Here is a 15,829-nt window from a genome sequence, read left to right as displayed (position 1 = left end):
CAACTAAGATGACGCGCGCACAGAGGATGCCCTCACCATGCGTCGCTTCTTCGCTCTCTCCCTTGCCACCACCCTCCTTGGAGGCTGTTCCCGCGAGGACAAGCCCCCACCGCCCGTGGCCGCCCCCGCGCCCACGCCCGCGCAGCCCTCGCCCGAGGCAGCTCCCTCCAAGCTGACCTTGCCGCTGCCTCCGCCGCCCCCGAAGGAGCCCACTGCCTTCGACAAGGCGGTGCAGCTCCACGCCCAGGGGCGACAGAGCGGCGAGTCCGGCAACTTCCAGGAGGCGCTCAAGCACTTCCAGCAGGCGCGGGAGCTGGCCCCCGAATGGCCGCTGCCCCTCTACGACACGGCCCTCACCCACCTGCTGATGGGGGAGAGCGCCAAGGCGCTCCAGATCTACGAGCAGGTGGACAAGCTGGCCCCCCAGGGCTTCTCCGACACCAAGCGCGTCATCGAGTGCCTGCGCCGTGAGAAGTCGGGCCGGATACCCAAGGGCACGTTCCTCAAGTTCATCGAGGCCATGCGCTCCCCGGACCCGGAGGAGATGCGCAAGAAGCTCGAGGCGCTGACCCGCTCCGCGCCGAACTTCTACCCCGCCTGGCGCGAGCTCATCTCCTACGGCGAGGGGCTCGACGAGCAGGAGCGCCGCCTGGAGAAGGCGCTGTCGCTCAAGCCGGACATCGAGAGCAAAGGCGAGCTGATGCTCTACAAGGCCACCCTCATGCGCCGCCGCGGCAAGGACGCCGAGGCCCGGGTGCTGCTCCAGTCGCTGGTGGATGACCCCCAGTGGCTGCCGAGCACGGTGAACGGGGCCAAGGAAGCGCTCACCCTCACCCTGCCTCCCTGAGGCGGGTGCTGTTGTCCGGGGCCTTCACCGGCCCCGGACCCCTGAAAAGAGACCGGGGGCCGCGGCTCGAAGCCACGACCCCCGGAGGGAACTCAACTCACGCTCGCGCGGAGATTACAGGGCGGCCTTGTAGAGCAGCTGGTTGGGCGTGCCCGAGGGGTTGCCCGTCACCACGTTCGCGGTGGAGTTGGTCTTCAGCCAGCTGATGATGGTGGAGGCGGCCGCGTCGCCGTAGGTGGCCTTGTAGAGAGCGCCCACGCCCGCGACGTGCGGAGAAGCCATCGAGGTGCCGCTGATGGTGTTGGTGGCCGAGGTGGTGGTGTACCAGGCCGAGGTGATGCTGGAGCCCGGGCCGTAGATGTCCACGCAGCCGCCGTAGTTGGAGTAGGTGGCGCGCGCGTCGGTGTTGGTGGTGGCGCCGACGGTGCAGGTGCCCGAGGCGCTGGCCGGCGAGAAGCTGCAGGCGTCAGCGTTGCTGTTGCCCGCGGCCACCGCGAGGAACACGCCCGAGTTGACCAGGTTGGTCGCCGCGGTGTTCACCGTGGCGGAGTAGCCGCCGCCCAGGCTCATGTTGGCCACCGACTTGGCCACGTGGTTGACGCGCACCCAGTCCATGCCGGCGATGACGCCCGCGTTGGAGCCCGAGCCGTTGCAGTCCAGCACGCGCACGGCGCGCAGGGCCACGCCCTTGGCCACGCCGTAGGTGGAGCCGCCCACCGTGCCCGCCACGTGCGTGCCGTGGCCGTTGCAGTCCTGGCCGTTGCCGCCCAGCGCGTCATACGCCACCGCGGCGCGACCGCCGAACTGGCTGTGGCTGGTGAGGATGCCCGTGTCGATGACGTACACCGTCACGCCCGAGCCGGTGGAGGTGTAGGTGTAGGTGCCGCTCAGCGGGCGAGCGCGCTGGTCGATGCGGTCGATGCCCCAGGTGGCGCCCGACTGGGTCGCGGTGGAGTACACCGCCGCGTCCTCCTCGACATATTCCACGTTCGGGTTCGCGCGTACGGCCTTGAGCTGCTCAGGCGTCAGCTTGGCGGCGAAGCCGTTGATGATGGAGTACTCGTGCGTCTTGGCGATGTTCGCGAACGCGGAGATGCCGCGCGTCTGCACGCCGTCCTTCATCTTGATGATGTAGGAGCCCTCGATGCGCAGGCTCGGGTCGGCCTGCTTCAGGGGCGCGCCCGTCTGGCCAATCTCCTCGGGCTGAACCACCGAGTCCTTCGCACCTTCGCCACAAGCAGCCAGGGACAGCACGGAACCAAGGAACAGCACGTTACGCATAGAAGAACGCACGGAGACTTCCTTCCTCGTCGGGGGATTGGGTGAGGCGGGCGGTACCGTACGCGAAGTATGTTTTGCCGACAAGGGGGGATTCGCTGTTTTCTTTGTCATTGATGGGAGCCCCCCAACCCTTGGAACAACACGTTAAAGTTTGGGATGAAACTTATTGAACTCCCAGTGAATCCAGGGGGTTGTGTAGACCCCCTGGGTGTCTCGATTCCGGCAGGCAAACTGAGACACGAGCGCTCCACTTTGGGATGATTGTGTAAAGAGGATTTACATCATCCCGGGGTGACGCCTGCCACGAGATAGAAGCGGAACTCGCCCGAGTTGACGCCATAGGCGACGTCCACGCCGACCAGCGGCAACACCACGCTGCGCAGGTACAGGCGCAAGCCCACGCCCACGCCCTGGGCCACGGTGGCGCCGTCCAGTCCCCCCTTGGCCTCGGGCAGGTAGCCGCGCACCACGCGCCCGTTCACGTCCAGCAGCCGCCGGTCCTCGGGGAGCTCACGCCACATGAGCATCCCCGTGTCCGAGAAGCCCACCCCGCGGAAGGCGAGCGAGCGGACGGTGAAGAGGGGGAAGTGGTACTCGGCGGTGAGGGACAGCCGCGTGTCGCCGCGGAACTGCCGGTACAGGAAGCCGCGCAGCGAGTTGCCTCCCGCCACGAACTCCTGGTGGAAGGGCAGGTCCGTGCCCGTCACCGCCTCGGCGCGCAGGATGAGGTTGTGCTCCTCGAAGAAGCGCAGGCCGTGCCGGTACAGCAGCCCGAAGCGCTTGTAGCGGAAGTCGCTCCACACGCCCGGGTCGGACCACTCCAGCGAGCCCTCGAGGTTCAGGCCCTCCATCACCGCGTGCAGGTTCTGTCGCGTGTCCACGCCCACCATCAGCCGCAGCGAGGCGTCCTTCTGGATGGAGCCCGGCTCGAAGGCGGGCTCCGTCACCGGCATGTCGTCGCTGGGCGAGTAGGCGTCGATGGCCATCAGCCGGTACTTGGCCCCCACGCGCACCCGCTCGAAGAGCATCGCCGACAGCTCCGCGGCGATGGAGGCGGAGTTGAGCCGCGTGCGGCGCGCCACCTCGGGGTCCTCCTGGCTGGGGCCCGGCTGGAACTCCTCCACCCGGTCGCTGCGCACCTGGCCCTCGGCGCTGAAGCGCAGCGGAGGCCAGCCGAAGAGGTTCGGATCCAGGAAGCCCACGAAGAGGCCGCTCTCGGCGGTGCTCACCTGGGCGGCGGCCGCGAACTTCTTGCCGCGGCCCCACAGGTTGCTCTCCGCGTACAGCAAGCCGCCGCCGATGTTCGCGCGCGAGAAGGAGAAGGTGGGCGCCACCACCCACGAGGCCTTGTCCTGCACGGTGAGCACCACCTGCACCCGGCCGTCCCCCAGCGGGCTGGTGTGGGCCTTCGCCTCCTGGAAGAGGCCGGTGGCGATCAGCCGCCGCTCCACCCGGGTGAGCTCCTCGGAGGTGATGGTGTCACCCGCGCCCAGCCGCGAGTAGGCCTGCACCGTCTCGGGCCGCGTCTTCTCCGCGCCCAGCACCACGACTTCGCCCACCACCATCCGCTCCGGCTCGGGCGTTGGCGCCGGCTGGAAGCCAGAAGGGGCGGCCTCGGCGGGGGGAGAGGATTCGGGAGGGGGCGACTCCTGGGCCACCGCTCCCGATGCATGCAGGCCCACGGCCAACGCCAGATACCCGGCGACCCATCGTCGATTCATCGCTCCTCGCACTGCTGTACTCCGTCTCATCGCCGGCCCGGGGTTGTGGGAAGGGTCATAGCGCACCTTCCCAGCAGCCGGGCGCACCCCTGGCGGGTAAGTGTGCGGGAGCGCGCGGTGCCTGTTATGGAGCACGGCCATGACGGACTTGAACCAGTTCACCATTGAGCCAACGCTGGTCCCCGCGCAGTCGCCTCGGGCCGAGAGCATCCCGGTCCCCGCCTCCACGCGCCGCACCACGGTGCTGCCCAAGGTGGAGTGGAACGGTGAGCGGCCCAGCGTCATCCCCCTGCACCGCGAGCGCTTCGAGGAGCTGCGCCCGCTGGGGCAAGGCGGCATGGGCGAGGTGATGCTGCTGCAGGACCACGACATCGAGCGCACCGTGGCCCTCAAGCGCCTGACGGACGGCGCCGACCTGGACCGGGTGCTGCGCTTCGTGGAGGAGATCCGCACCGTCGGCCAGCTCGACCACCCGAACATCGTCCCGGTGCATGACGTCGGCGTCGACGAGCGGGGCCGGTACTACTTCGTCATGAAGCACCTGCAGGGCGAGACGCTCGAGTCGATCATCGCCCGGCTCAAGGCGGGAGACCCCGAGGCGCACACGCGCTACCCCTTCACCGCTCGCGTGCAGCTCTTCCTCGGGGTGCTCCACGCGCTCTCCTACGCCCACCGAAAGGGCTTCATCCACCGCGACCTCAAGCCCGCCAACATCATGGTGGGCCCCTTCGGCGAGGTGACGGTGATGGACTGGGGGCTGGCGCGCAAGGCCCGCACGGCGGAAGCCGCGAAGCCCGGCGCTCCGGTCTCCGCCGCGGCCCAGGGGCTGCGCGAGGCGGCCTCCATGCTCACGCAGGTGGGCGCCGTGATGGGCACTCCGCTCTATATGTCTCCCGAGCAGGCGCGCGGGGAGCACGACGCGCTGGATGCGCGCAGCGACATCTATAGCCTCTGCGTGCTGTTCCACGAGCTGCTCTTCCTGCGGCACTACCTGGAGGGGCGCGAGTCGGTGGAGGACATCCTCGAGGGCGTGAAGACGGTCACGCCTCAGACGGAGGGCCCCAGCGAGCGCAACCCGCACCAGCCGCGCCCTCCCGCCGAGCTGATCTGGTTCGTCAAACAGGGGCTGTCCAAGGATCCGGCGCAGCGCTACCCCTCGGTGGATGCCATGGTGGAGGAGCTCCAGCGCGCCATGAGCGGCCGCATCCGCGTCCACTGCAAGCGCACCCTGCTCAAGCGCTGCCTCTACGAGACGCTCTGCCAGGCGGACGAGCGCCCCAAGGCCGTCATGTTCGCTGGCGCGGTGGTGCTGGCGGTGCTGCTCGGGGTGCTGGTTCAGTTGGTGCTGAAACTCTTTCTGTAGCGCCGCGCCCGCCCTGGAGGGAAAAGGGCCTTCATGGACACCGACTCCGGCACCGCGCCTCCCTCGCGCGCCCGCGTGTGGGCCGTCACCGGAGCCTCGCTGCTCGCGGCGGCCCTGGCGGAGGTGTTCCACCTGCCAGCCGGGGCGCTGCTCGGGGGGATGCTGGTGGCGCTCGTGGGGACCGTCGGGTTCTCGGCGCGCATCTCCCTGCCGGCGTCGCTCCAGCTGGGCTCCTCGGCGCTGCTGGGCGCCGCCCTCTGTAGTGCCTTCCCGGCCTCGGCCTGGTCCGCGCTCGCCGCGCACTGGGGCGTGGCGCTCATCAACGTGGTGGGCGTGGTGGTCGTGGCCCAGCTCGTGGCGCTCGTCTTCTCCCGGCTGAGCGGCTTGGAGGTCCGCACCACCACGCTGGGGCTGATGCCCGGCGGCGCCCCGGCGATGATCGCCCTGAGCGAGGAGATGGGCGCCGACTCCCGCCTGGTGACGCTCTTCCAGTACGTGCGCCTGATCGTCGTCATCATCGTCGCCGGCGTGGTGGGGCGGTGGGCCGGAGACGTGCCCAACACGCAGGTGGCCACCGCGGCGGCGCTGCCGGGCAGTCCTTCGCCGCTGCTGGCCTGGGGCGTGACGATTCTCGTCGTGGTCGTCGGTGGGTGGCTGGGGCTGCGCTTCAAGCTGCCCGCGGGCGTCTTCCTGGGGCCGATGCTGCTCGGCGTGCCGCTCACCGCCCTGGACATTCCGGTGGGCGCGTTGCCGCCGGGACTGCTGCCGCTGGCCATGTGGGGGCTGGGCGTGCGGGTGGGCAGCCAGTTCGACGTGGCCGCGGTGCGCGAGCTGCGCCGCCATGCCTTGGCCGCCGTGGGGGCCGCCGTGGCCCTGGTGGGAGGGTGCGTGATGCTGGCCTGGGCCTGGGCCACCGTGGGCGGCGTGGACCTGCTCACCACCTACTTCGCCACCTCTCCCGGCGGGGCCGACTCGGTGCTCGCCATCGCCCTGGGTACGCACGCCAGCCTCTCGCTCGTGCTCTCCGTGCAGATCGGCCGGCTGCTGTTGATCCTCTTCCTCATCCCCGGCCTCTTGCGCCGCTTCGCTCGGCGGCGGTGATCCGGTGAAGGGGAGCCTCCCACCTGGAAGGGGCTCGCTTCCTCGCTCGGAGCTCTTTCAGGGAAACCTGAAACCCCGGGGCCTTTCGTGTCACTCTCGCGTAGAGTTGCCGGGCTCGCGCGACATGAGCGCGTCCGGGCTTTTCAATCGTTCGTTCGCAACGGAGTCAATGAGATGAAGACAGGTGTCGTGGGCCTCGTACTGGGCCTGCTGGTGGGAGCGCTCGTCGGATACACGGTGTGGGGCGCGAAGACCCCGACCGACTCGGCCAAGGCCGCGAGCGCGCAGATCGCCGCTGCTCCCGCGCCCGCCGCCGCGCCCGCGGCGCAGCAGGCGCAGCCCCAGCAGCAGCAGATCACCATCCCGTCCACGGTCTTCAAGGTGCCGGTGGACAACTCGCCGTCGCGGGGCAAGGCGGACGCGCTGGTGACGATGGTGGAGTTCACCGACTTCCAGTGCCCGTTCTGCGCCCGGGCCAGCGCCACGGTGAAGCAGCTCGAGGAGGACTACGGCGACAAGCTGCGCGTGGTCATCAAGCACAACCCGCTGCCCTTCCACCCGCGCGCCAAGCCGGCGGCCATCGCGGCCATGGCGGCGCACGAGCAGGGCAAGTTCTGGGAGTACCACGACAAGCTCTTCGCCAATCAGAAGGCGCTGGATGACGCCAGCCTGGAGACGTACGCGAAGGAAGTGGGCCTGGACCTCAAGCGCTTCAAGAAGTCGATGGAGAACCCGAAGCTGGCGCAGGCGGTGGACGCCGACCAGGCGATGGCGATGGGTTTCAGCGCCGGTGGCACGCCGTCCTTCTTCGTCAACGGCCGCTTCTTCTCGGGGGCGCAGCCCATCGAGGTGTTCAAGGCCGTCATCGACGCGGAGCTGGCGCAGGCGCAGGCCCTGGTGAAGGAGGGCGTGAAGCCCTCGGAGCTGTACGCCTCCATCACCGCGCAGGGTGCGACGACGCGGGCGCCTCCGGAGGCTCCGGCGGTGAAGGTGGATCTGGGCACGGCGCCGGTGAAGGGCGCGGCGGACGCGCCGGTGACGCTGGTGGCCTTCTCGGACTTCCAGTGCCCGTTCTGCTCGCGCGCGGCCGTCACGGTTCGCCAGCTCGAGGACGAGTACAAGGGCAAGCTGCGCGTGGCCTTCAAGCACCAGCCGCTGGCCAACCACGAGAACGCGCGCCCGGCGGCGGCCGCTTCGCTGGCGGCGCACGAGCAGGGCAAGTTCTGGGAGTTCCATGACCGGCTCTTCGCCAACCAGATGTCGCTGGACCGCGCCTCGCTGGATCGCTACGCGCAGGAGCTGGGCCTGGACATGGCGAAGTACAAGGCGGCGATGGACTCGAACAAGTTCGAGGCGCAGATCGCCGCGGACTCCGCGCAGGGCACGCAGATTGGCGCGGCGGGCACGCCGACCTTCTTCGTGAACGGCCGGAAGATCACCGGCGCCAAGCCCATCGAGGTGTTCCGCAAGATGATCGACGAGGAGCTGCGCCGCGCGGGCGTGGCCGCGGCGACGCCGTAGCAGCGCGGTAGGCCCGGGGGCCGGTTCAATCGGCTCCCGGGTTTCGTAGTAGGGTAGGGGCGCATGGCTCGTCGCAAGCAGCCGGATGAGACGCCCGCGCGTGTGCGCAACCTGATCGCCCTGGACGCCGCGCTCATCATGCGGCGGCTGGCCGCGCGGCGGGACGAGATGTTCACGCTCTTCTCGCGCCTGCGCAGCCGCGAGCCGATGCTCAGCACCATCACCACGCGCTTCAACAGCGCCACGTTCCACGACCTGGTGCATCTGCCGGAGCGGGAGCAGGCGGTGGTGCATGCCTTCCACGAGCGTCTGGACGAGATGCGCTGGTACTTCACCTACACCGAGGACATGCCCAGCACGGTGCAGCAGACCTTCACCGCGTTGTACCGGCGGTTGGAGGAGGCATACCGGCTGCTGGTGGTGACGCTGGGGCCGCCGGTGACGCCGGATGGCGCGGTGGTGGTGGAGGCGCAGCCCGTGCGCACGGAGGAGGCTCCCTCCGCCGAGGTGACGCTGGCCCGGGCGCGCCCGGCGCGCAAGCGCGCCTCCTCCAGCGCCTGAGGCGCTCCGCGGCCGCGCTCAAGGACCGAGGGTCGGCGCGTCGGGCGAGGTGGGCTGCTGAGTCGGCACGGGCTTCAGCTTGAACTCCACCTCGGTGAGATCCGGGACGCGGATGCGGCGCGTCTGCTCCTGGAAATCGGGGTGGTTCAAGGTGATGTCGATGACCGTGGGCATCACGTCCAGCGTGTCCTCGCTCGTGGAGCGCCCGAAGACCAGATAGGTGCCCACCAGGATGATTCCCACGCCGATGCCGGTGCTGGCCACGAGGCACCCGGAGGAGTCTGCTTCGAGGCAGGCAGCGGTGCCCGCCCCCAGGCCCAGGATGTCCAGCCCCAGCCCGATGAGGCCGGGTACCACGCTCTGCTGGCGAATGTGACGGACCTGCGTCACCGGGGCGAGGATGGACTTGGGCGTCACTCCCGCCTCCGCGCCATCCACGTAGATGGTGGCTCCCATGGGGATGGAGCTCACCTCCACCTCCTGGGTCCGGGACAGGGTGTAGCTCTGCAGCTCGGACTTGCCGGAGATGCCCCAGCCGATGATGCCGCACCCCGTGTTCGTGACGCCCAGCACCGCCACCAGCGCAACCCATAGCTGCCCGTAACGCATCTGCGCTCGTTCCTCCGTCCCGCTCAGCACCGTGGAGACTTGCCCCGAGGAGGGTTGGATGGATCCGCGATAGTGCCCTTTACGGACCTTTCTTCTTCGTCGCCTCGGGCTGCTCTTTCGCCCAGAGCGCCAGCAGCTCCGCCTCCCGCTCCGGCGTGAGCCCGGCGCGCGGCTTGTTGCGGCGCTCCTCGGGCAGCTCCTTGAAGTACTTGAGCGTGTCCTTCACGGTGACGGAGGTGGGGCGGAACTTCAGCCCCGCCTTCACCGCCTTGGCGTTGGAGCGCAGGTGCGCGCCCGCCGTCTTGCCCGTGGGCGGCATCCAGATGGGGATGCTCCCGTCCCCGCTCTCCCCGTGCTTCGCCAGGAATTCCGCGGGCACCCAGGTGAGCTTCGTGTCCTTGCCCGTCACCTTCTTGCACGTGGCCAGCACCCCGCCCATGTTCCACGGCTTCTCCGGGCCCGTGGCGTTGAAGATGCCGGTGGTGTTGTCCTCCACCACCTTCACCAGCCACTCGGCCAGGTCCCGCACATCGATGACCTGGATGGGGTCCTCCGGAGTGCCCGGTGCGAGCATCTGCCCGCCCTTGTCGAAGCGCACTGGCCAGTAGGTGAAGCGGTCCGAGCCATCCAGCGGGCCGACGATGTAGCCCGGGCGGATGTTGGCGACGCGGCCCGGCAGGGCCTTCTCCGCGGCCTCCTCGCACAGCCGCTTCAGCCCGCCGAAGTTCTCGTAGTTGGTGCCCATCGTCTCCACCGTGGGGTCCGCCAGCTTCGCGGTGGGAGCGCTCTCGTCCTCACGCGGCGTCTGGTCGCTGGCGTAGGCGGAGATGCTGGAGATGTAGATGTACTGCTGGACGTGGGGTGCCAGCAGCTCCGCGGAGGCCTGCACCATGCGCGGGTAGTAGCCCGAGGTGTCGAGCACGGCGTCGAACTTGCGGCCCTCCAGGGCCTTGAGGCCCTCGTCCTTCTTGGGGTCCCGGTCCCCGCGCAGCTTCTCCGTCTCGGGGAACCAGTCGGGCCGCGTCTTACCGCGGTTGAAGAGCGTCAGCGTGTGCCCACGGGCCTGCGCGGCGGTGACGAAGGCCGGGCCCAGGAAGCCGGTGCCTCCGAGGACGAGGATCTTCTTCTTGTTCTTCGCGGGGCCCGCCAGGGCCTGGGGACCCAGCGCCAACAGAGAGGCCGCGCTCAGCGAGTACTGCAGGAAGTGCCTGCGGGAAGTACACATGGAGGACTCACGGGAAAGGGTCCGCCTGGACCCATGTTTCATGCGCGGAGGGCCGCGCGGGCGCGCAACACGCCCAGCACGTAGACCATTCCAAGCACCGCGAGACAGGCCCACCCCAGGTTCACGTAGCGGGAGATGATCGAGTCCACACTCCAGCCGAACCAGTCGACGAGCTTGGTCGGGTCACTCAAGCCCACGCCCTCGATGCGGCCGAAGGGGATGGAGCCATAGTCGGTGCGCGCGTTCCTCCACGTCGTGAAGGCGTCGGTGAAGGAAGCGGCGCCGATGACGAGCAGGCCCCAGCGCGTCCACCCCCGGTGCAGGGAGCTGTTCTTGCCGGCGTAGAGGGTCGTCATCAGCAGGGTGCCCAGGACGAGGCAGCCGCCGTCCCCGCCGAAGCTGATGAACGAGCGCGCCATGCCAGAGCGCACGAACAGGGTGCCCACGGCCTGCAGACACAGCAGCACGATGCCCGCGATGAGGGTGGGGCGGTGGTTGATTCTCCAGCCTCGGTACACCAGGGCGCCAAAGCCCAGCGCCAGCAGCACCGAGAAGGAGGGAGAGCGCACCTCCGCGATGGAGGTGGCCCAGGGGCCCGGGAAGGCGGTGAAGCCGGTGAGCCACGCGGTGACGGCGTGCCCCAACTCGTGGATCCACATGGAGAGGAAGATCCGCAGCAGGCTGTGGCCCATGCCGGTGTTGTGGAGCGCCCAGGTGAGCAGCAGCGCGGCGGGCACGGCGAACACGCGAATCATCAGCTCTCGCCGCGCGTCCTCCGCGTCCTCGTTCCAGGTCAGGCGCTCGGCGGGCGCGGGAGCGAGGGGGGCAGGGGGCTCCTCCGGGGCCAGGGCCAGGGCTGGCTGCGCGACGCGGGCCTCGGCCTTGGCGTAGTAGACGCCACAGTGCGGACACTCGGGGGTCGGTGTACGCGGGGCGCCACAGCGGGGGCAGTTGGCGGAGGGCAGTCGCTCCATGGACGCGAGTCTATGCCACTGCTGCGTTTGAGGCAGTTCCCCGGGGCCACGTGGAAAATCGCTCGCACTCAGGCGGAGTTTGGCTACAACGCACCCGCGATCCGGGGGCCTGGCCCGGACACATGCTCAATCAAGGAGTGCCTGTGATGAAGTGGAACCGGATGCAGTGGCAGGCCCTGGCCCTCGGGGCGGGACTCGTGCTTTCGCTGGAGGCGCGTGCTCAGGAGGCAGACACCCTCGGGACTCAGGGCTCGGGCAATTTCGGTGGCATGGGGCAGATCGCCATCACCTCGGACCTCTATGGCACCATGGCCTACACCAGCGTCGAGGGGCCGGGAGATGGGTTCTCCATCTCCCTCAAGCCCTCCGTGGACTACTTCCTCAAGGAGAACCTCTCGCTGGGCGGCTCCGTGTTGCTGGCCACCACCATCACCGATGGAGACGACGACGTCTCGCTCGGCCTGCGCGTGCGCGGTGGCTACAACATCTGGCTGAACGAGAAGGTGTCCGTGTGGCCCAAGCTCGGGCTGGGCGTGGCCCACTCGGGGGCGGGCGACCGGACGTACCTGGAGATCGAGCTCTCCGCGCCCTTCCTCGTCCACCTGGCGCCGCACTTCTTCGTGGGCGGAGGCCCGGGGCTGGTGACGCAGCTGGGTGACGGCACCCTGGCCCAGCTCCACATCAGCACCGTGGTCGGCGGATACTTCTAGGCAAGGGGGCTCGCTTCCAGCGGGGCGTTGCTCCTTAAATGGAGCCATGAATGACTCGCCGTACGTCGCGATCCTGCGCGACATCTTCGAAGTCCGGGACGTGAGCGGAGAGGAAGATGCACGGCGAGCCCTCGCCGTGCCCGAGCTCGCCCCGGCCTTCGAAGCGCTCGGGTTCCGGTCCGTCGGCTTCTACCGGATGGGCTCGGCTCCGGGCTACGTACACGAGGTGTGGCGCAGCCCCGACAGCCGCGCCTTCCTCACCCTGGAGCACGACCAGCAGAAGCGGCCTCGCGCCGAGCTGCGCACGCTGCTCCACGACGGCACCATCATCGACACCTCGAGCACCTACAGCGGTCGGGCGCGCCTGTTCGCGCGCGCGCGTCTCCATCACCCCGAGGCGGCCTACGTGATGGAGATCTCCGGGGCCTCGCCCGAGGGGCTGTGGCGTCGACATGCCGAGCGCGTGGAGGCCGTCGTCAAGGCGCGGAGCTCCACCATTCCTCCGCACGACGCCATGCGCATGCAGCTCGCGCTCGCTTCGCGCTCCATGGTCCTGTCCTTCATCCGCGGCATGCAGAGCCGGCGCCTCCGGTGGACGGTGCTCATCCCCGCGACGATCGCCATCGTCGCCGCCGTCATCCTCGGTGGCAGCGTGCGCTACTGGCTCCCCGCCGTCGCGGTGGCGGGCGTGGCCTTTTGGTATGTCGGCGAGGTGTCCACGTGGGCCGTGGCGCGGCTGCTCCACATTCCCCCCGTGCCGCTCGCCACCCTGCTTGCAGCGGTGGACCAGTCCGCCGAGCCCGTGGCCGCGCTCGCTGAGCCCGAACGCACGCCCACCTGAGTCCACCTTTCACACCTGGTTGGAGTGGCCTCTTCACCGGGCGTTGCTCCGTCACAGCGGAAGTTTTATGCCCTCCGCGAACAGGCGAGCAGGCAGGCAGCAGGCCGTGGGAGAACTGGTCTAGCATCTGTCGGCCAACCCACTTCCTGCGTGCCCGCATGCGCTCTCTGCTCGTTGTTCGTGTTCCCTGGAAGGCGCTCCTTCTCGTGACGCTCGCGCTGTCGGCGGGTGTTGCCTCCGCGCGCCCCGCCACCGCCCGTTCCGCCTCCGCGCGGAAGGCTCCCGCGCGGAAGGCTCCTTCGAAGGCCGCCGCCGCGAAGGCCGCTGCCGCGAAGGCCGCCGCTGAGAAGGCCGCTGCCGAGCAGGCTTCGTCCGAGTCGGCCTCCGCGCCCGAGAAGGTCGCCGCCGAGCCGCCCGCGCCCACGCCGTCCCCCGCCGCGAAGGCCGTTGACGAGCCGGTCTCGCCCGCGAAGGCCTCCGCCGAGCCGCCCGCCGCCGCGCCGACCGTGCTGGCGCGCAAGACCGCCCCTGCCCCCGCGAAGTCCGCTCCCGCGCGTCCCTCCGCCGCGCCCTCCGCGCTTGATCGGCCCATGCCCACGCCTCCTGCCTCCGCGCCGCCCTCGGTGGCGAAGATGCGGATCGGCGTGGGGTTCGACCTCTTCGCCGAGAGATCCACGATGACTGGCGAGCAGGCCATCAACGCCTCGCGCCTGGACGAGTCTTTCGACTACAGCAGCGGCAGCTTCCTGTCGGCCACGCTCTCGCTCAGCGTGCCGGCGCCCATCGCCAGCGACAACGCGCGCATCGGCGGCGGCGTGCGCCTGTTCGGCAACTACGGCGCGGGCGGAGACCGGACGTTCGGCTTCGGCCTGCTCAACCAGGCGTTCATCTCCGGCGAATACGGCCTGCCCGTGGCGCAGAAGATGGAGGCCATGTTCGGCATCCGCGGTGGCCTGTCGCTGCTCGTCCCCGGCCGCCAGCTCAGTGATGAGATCCACCGGCTGCAGGACCAGGGCGTGGACGTGTGGAACGTGCCGCGCGTGGGCTGGCTGCTGGGGCTGTCGCTGGGAGCGCGTCGGCAGATGAGCGAGCGCATCCTCTTGCGCGCCGACTTGGGCGCGCAGCTCGAGAAGCTCTTCCTCTTCTCCACGAGCCAGGAAATCGATGGGCTCCAGTTCAACAAGGACTGGAGCACTTTTGGCCTGCGCCTGGGCCTCACCCTCGGTATTGAGTTCGCCCTGTAAGGGCACCACCCCTCACCACGGGAGTCGTGGATGAACCGTCCCCTCACGCGGGTCTTCCTCGCCTGTGTCGCGTTGCTGGTCGGCTGCACGCGCGACTCAGGCTTCAACCCAGAGAAGCTGGCTGTAGGCCCCGGCAGCATGGTGGGCAATGGCGAGCCGATCACCTCGGGCGAGTTCGCCGGCGGCCAGGACCCGCTGCCCGCGGCGCGCGACGTGCCGCCGCCCGACGACTCGCGGCCCCCGGACTGTGATGGGGCCTGTGTGGCGTACTGCGACGCGGCCAACCTGCGGAACCCCGTCAACCGCGGCCTGTGCCGCAGCCTGTGGGGCGTGGGCCTGTCGCACCGCCCCGTTCAGCACGCCGAGGCCTGCCGCCGGCTCTTCGTGGATGTGGCCGGGCGCGTGCCCACCGCCGAGGAGGCCGAGGCCACCTGCACGGGCAACTGGGGCGAGACGGTGAAGCAGCTGATGGCCAGCAGCGACTTCATCTTCGTCAACCAGCGCCGCGCCGCCGACAAGTACCTCTACAGCAACGAAGTGGTGAACATTCAGGCCATCTACGACATGGACCTGCTGGTGGAGAAGCTCTTCCGCGGCAAGGTGCCGTATGACCAGTTCGCCGCCGTGGTGAGCGCGCACCCGGTGCTCACCCGCCGCCACGCGGACCCCGGCGACAAGGTGGAGGCGCTCTTCCGCCTCTTCCTGGGCCGGCCGCCCTTCGAGCACGAGCGCGCGGACATGTCCCGGCTCTACCGGCTGTGGCACTCGGGCTACTACGACCACCCGCAGATGGCCATGCGCATGCCGGACGCCTACGTGCGCTTCCGCTGCCTCACCGAGGACGGCAGCGAGGTGGATCAGGTGAAGAAGGGCGAATGCACCAGCGTGCTCTGGGGCTACAACGAGCTGGTGCTCACCCCGGACCTGCGCTCGGTCATGGACCGGCAGATCAACGAGCTGACACTGTGGAACGGCCTGCTCACGCCGGACGAGTGGGCGCTGATGCAGACGCCGGGGCGCGTGCTGTCCACCGAGCTGGCCTTCTGGGAGCGCGCGGTGGATGACGTGCTGGACCAGTACCTGGGCTACGACTTGTCGGCGAAGGTGCCCGAGGTGCGTGCCGAGCTGGTGCGCTGGCTGCTGGACCACCAGGGCGACCTCCGCTCCGTGCATTACGCGGTGCTCACCTCCGCCGCCTACCTCCAGTCCACCGAGGGCAACACCACCACCTCGTACCGGTGGGCCTACGGGCCGCTGAAGCAGATGGAGGCCGAGGTGTGGATCGACTCGATGATGCGCAACACCGGCTACACCATGTCCACGTGTGACCACCGCATCAGCCAGCCGGAGAACCTGCTGCGCTCGGGCAGCGTCGCGGCCTACCGGGTGCTGCAGAACTCGCGCTGGAAGATCGACGCCGAGGGGCAAATCGAAGAGGACTACGCGGACCTGGCGCGCACCCTGGGCGGCTGCCCGGAGAACATCGTGGGTGGGCGCTTCCGCGTGGTGAGCATCCTCACCACCGGCACGCAGCTGGCCTTCGTGGGCGACCTCTGCAACCCCACGCTGGACCCGAAGGCCAACGGCGCTCCCATCGAGCGGTTGTTGCCCGAGGGGGTGGAGGCCGCCCGCGTGTTGACGCCGGAGCTGGCCACGCAGATCGGCTCGCACCAGTACCGCGTGCTGCTGGGACGCTCGCCCACGAGCGAGGAGCTGACCGACGTGCGGGAAGCTGGCGCCAAGTGCGCCGTTGACCGGTGCGGCGCCGAGGAGTTCGCCCGCCCCCTGTGCTTCGCGCTGCTGTCGGGCGCCGAGCGTCTCTTCTACTGAG

General features: G+C 69.4%; 14 protein-coding genes. 9 read left to right on the top strand and 5 right to left on the bottom strand.

Going from position 1 to position 15,829, the window contains the following annotated elements; all coding sequences use genetic code 11:
- Positions 1-37: 37 nt before the first annotated feature.
- Complete coding sequence (locus SYV04_RS12950) at positions 38-847, top strand: tetratricopeptide repeat protein (RefSeq protein WP_321546038.1); 810 nt, start codon at positions 38-40, stop codon at positions 845-847.
- A 114-nt stretch (positions 848-961) separates the two neighbouring features.
- On the opposite strand, the gene SYV04_RS12945 is transcribed toward SYV04_RS12950, so the two are convergent.
- Together SYV04_RS12945 and SYV04_RS12940 are read right to left on the bottom strand one after the other, a co-directional pair.
- Positions 962-2,140 carry a S8 family peptidase gene (locus SYV04_RS12945; RefSeq protein WP_321546037.1) on the bottom strand — a complete coding sequence of 393 codons (1,179 nt, stop codon included), beginning with the start codon at positions 2,138-2,140 and terminating at the stop codon, positions 962-964.
- A gap of 269 nt (positions 2,141-2,409) precedes the next feature.
- Positions 2,410-3,849 carry a BamA/TamA family outer membrane protein gene (locus SYV04_RS12940; RefSeq protein WP_321546036.1) on the bottom strand — a complete coding sequence of 480 codons (1,440 nt, stop codon included), beginning with the start codon at positions 3,847-3,849 and terminating at the stop codon, positions 2,410-2,412.
- A gap of 139 nt (positions 3,850-3,988) precedes the next feature.
- Between SYV04_RS12940 and SYV04_RS12935 the strand changes: the two genes are divergently transcribed.
- From SYV04_RS12935 to SYV04_RS12920, 4 genes are all read left to right on the top strand, one after another.
- Complete coding sequence (locus SYV04_RS12935) at positions 3,989-5,212, top strand: serine/threonine-protein kinase (protein ID WP_321546035.1); 1,224 nt, start codon at positions 3,989-3,991, stop codon at positions 5,210-5,212.
- Positions 5,213-5,245: 33 nt separating this feature from the next.
- Positions 5,246-6,313: an AbrB family transcriptional regulator gene (locus SYV04_RS12930; protein ID WP_321546034.1), complete on the top strand. Its 1,068-nt coding sequence runs from the start codon at positions 5,246-5,248 to the stop codon at positions 6,311-6,313.
- A gap of 174 nt (positions 6,314-6,487) precedes the next feature.
- A complete protein-coding gene (locus SYV04_RS12925; protein WP_321546033.1) occupies positions 6,488-7,834 on the top strand; it encodes a DsbA family protein in 1,347 nt (448 codons plus the stop codon).
- Positions 7,835-7,897: 63 nt separating this feature from the next.
- On the top strand, positions 7,898-8,395 hold the full coding sequence (locus SYV04_RS12920; protein WP_321546032.1) for a hypothetical protein: 498 nt from the start codon (positions 7,898-7,900) through the stop codon (positions 8,393-8,395).
- 18 nt (positions 8,396-8,413) lie between these two features.
- On the opposite strand, the gene SYV04_RS12915 is transcribed toward SYV04_RS12920, so the two are convergent.
- The 3 genes from SYV04_RS12915 to SYV04_RS12905 all read right to left on the bottom strand — a co-directional run bounded on the left by SYV04_RS12915 (position 8,414) and on the right by SYV04_RS12905 (position 11,203).
- Positions 8,414-9,004, bottom strand: coding sequence for a PEGA domain-containing protein (locus SYV04_RS12915; RefSeq protein ID WP_321546031.1), 591 nt, complete (start codon positions 9,002-9,004; stop codon positions 8,414-8,416).
- A gap of 79 nt (positions 9,005-9,083) precedes the next feature.
- On the bottom strand, positions 9,084-10,229 hold the full coding sequence (locus tag SYV04_RS12910; RefSeq protein WP_321546030.1) for a Rossmann-fold NAD(P)-binding domain-containing protein: 1,146 nt from the start codon (positions 10,227-10,229) through the stop codon (positions 9,084-9,086).
- 38 nt (positions 10,230-10,267) lie between these two features.
- The gene (locus SYV04_RS12905) at positions 10,268-11,203 is read right to left on the bottom strand and encodes a hypothetical protein (protein WP_321546029.1); all 936 of its coding nucleotides are present in this window, start codon (positions 11,201-11,203) and stop codon (positions 10,268-10,270) included.
- Between the two features lie 146 nt (positions 11,204-11,349).
- Here SYV04_RS12905 and SYV04_RS12900 point away from each other — a divergent pair, with 146 nt between their 5' ends.
- The 4 genes from SYV04_RS12900 (at position 11,350) to SYV04_RS12885 (ending at position 15,828) form a co-directional block, all read left to right on the top strand.
- Positions 11,350-11,913, top strand: a complete 564-nt coding sequence (locus SYV04_RS12900; RefSeq protein ID WP_321546028.1) for a hypothetical protein — start codon at positions 11,350-11,352, stop codon at positions 11,911-11,913.
- A 46-nt stretch (positions 11,914-11,959) separates the two neighbouring features.
- Positions 11,960-12,754: a hypothetical protein gene (locus tag SYV04_RS12895; protein WP_321546027.1), complete on the top strand. Its 795-nt coding sequence runs from the start codon at positions 11,960-11,962 to the stop codon at positions 12,752-12,754.
- A 206-nt stretch (positions 12,755-12,960) separates the two neighbouring features.
- Positions 12,961-13,998 carry a hypothetical protein gene (locus SYV04_RS12890; protein WP_321546026.1) on the top strand — a complete coding sequence of 346 codons (1,038 nt, stop codon included), beginning with the start codon at positions 12,961-12,963 and terminating at the stop codon, positions 13,996-13,998.
- A 30-nt stretch (positions 13,999-14,028) separates the two neighbouring features.
- Positions 14,029-15,828: a hypothetical protein gene (locus SYV04_RS12885; RefSeq protein ID WP_321546025.1), complete on the top strand. Its 1,800-nt coding sequence runs from the start codon at positions 14,029-14,031 to the stop codon at positions 15,826-15,828.
- Position 15,829: the final 1 nt, after the last annotated feature.

The sequence above is a fragment of the Hyalangium ruber genome (genome assembly GCF_034259325.1).
Taxonomy (GTDB): domain Bacteria; phylum Myxococcota; class Myxococcia; order Myxococcales; family Myxococcaceae; genus Hyalangium_A; species Hyalangium_A rubrum.
This window is presented reverse-complemented; position numbering and strand designations above follow the sequence as displayed.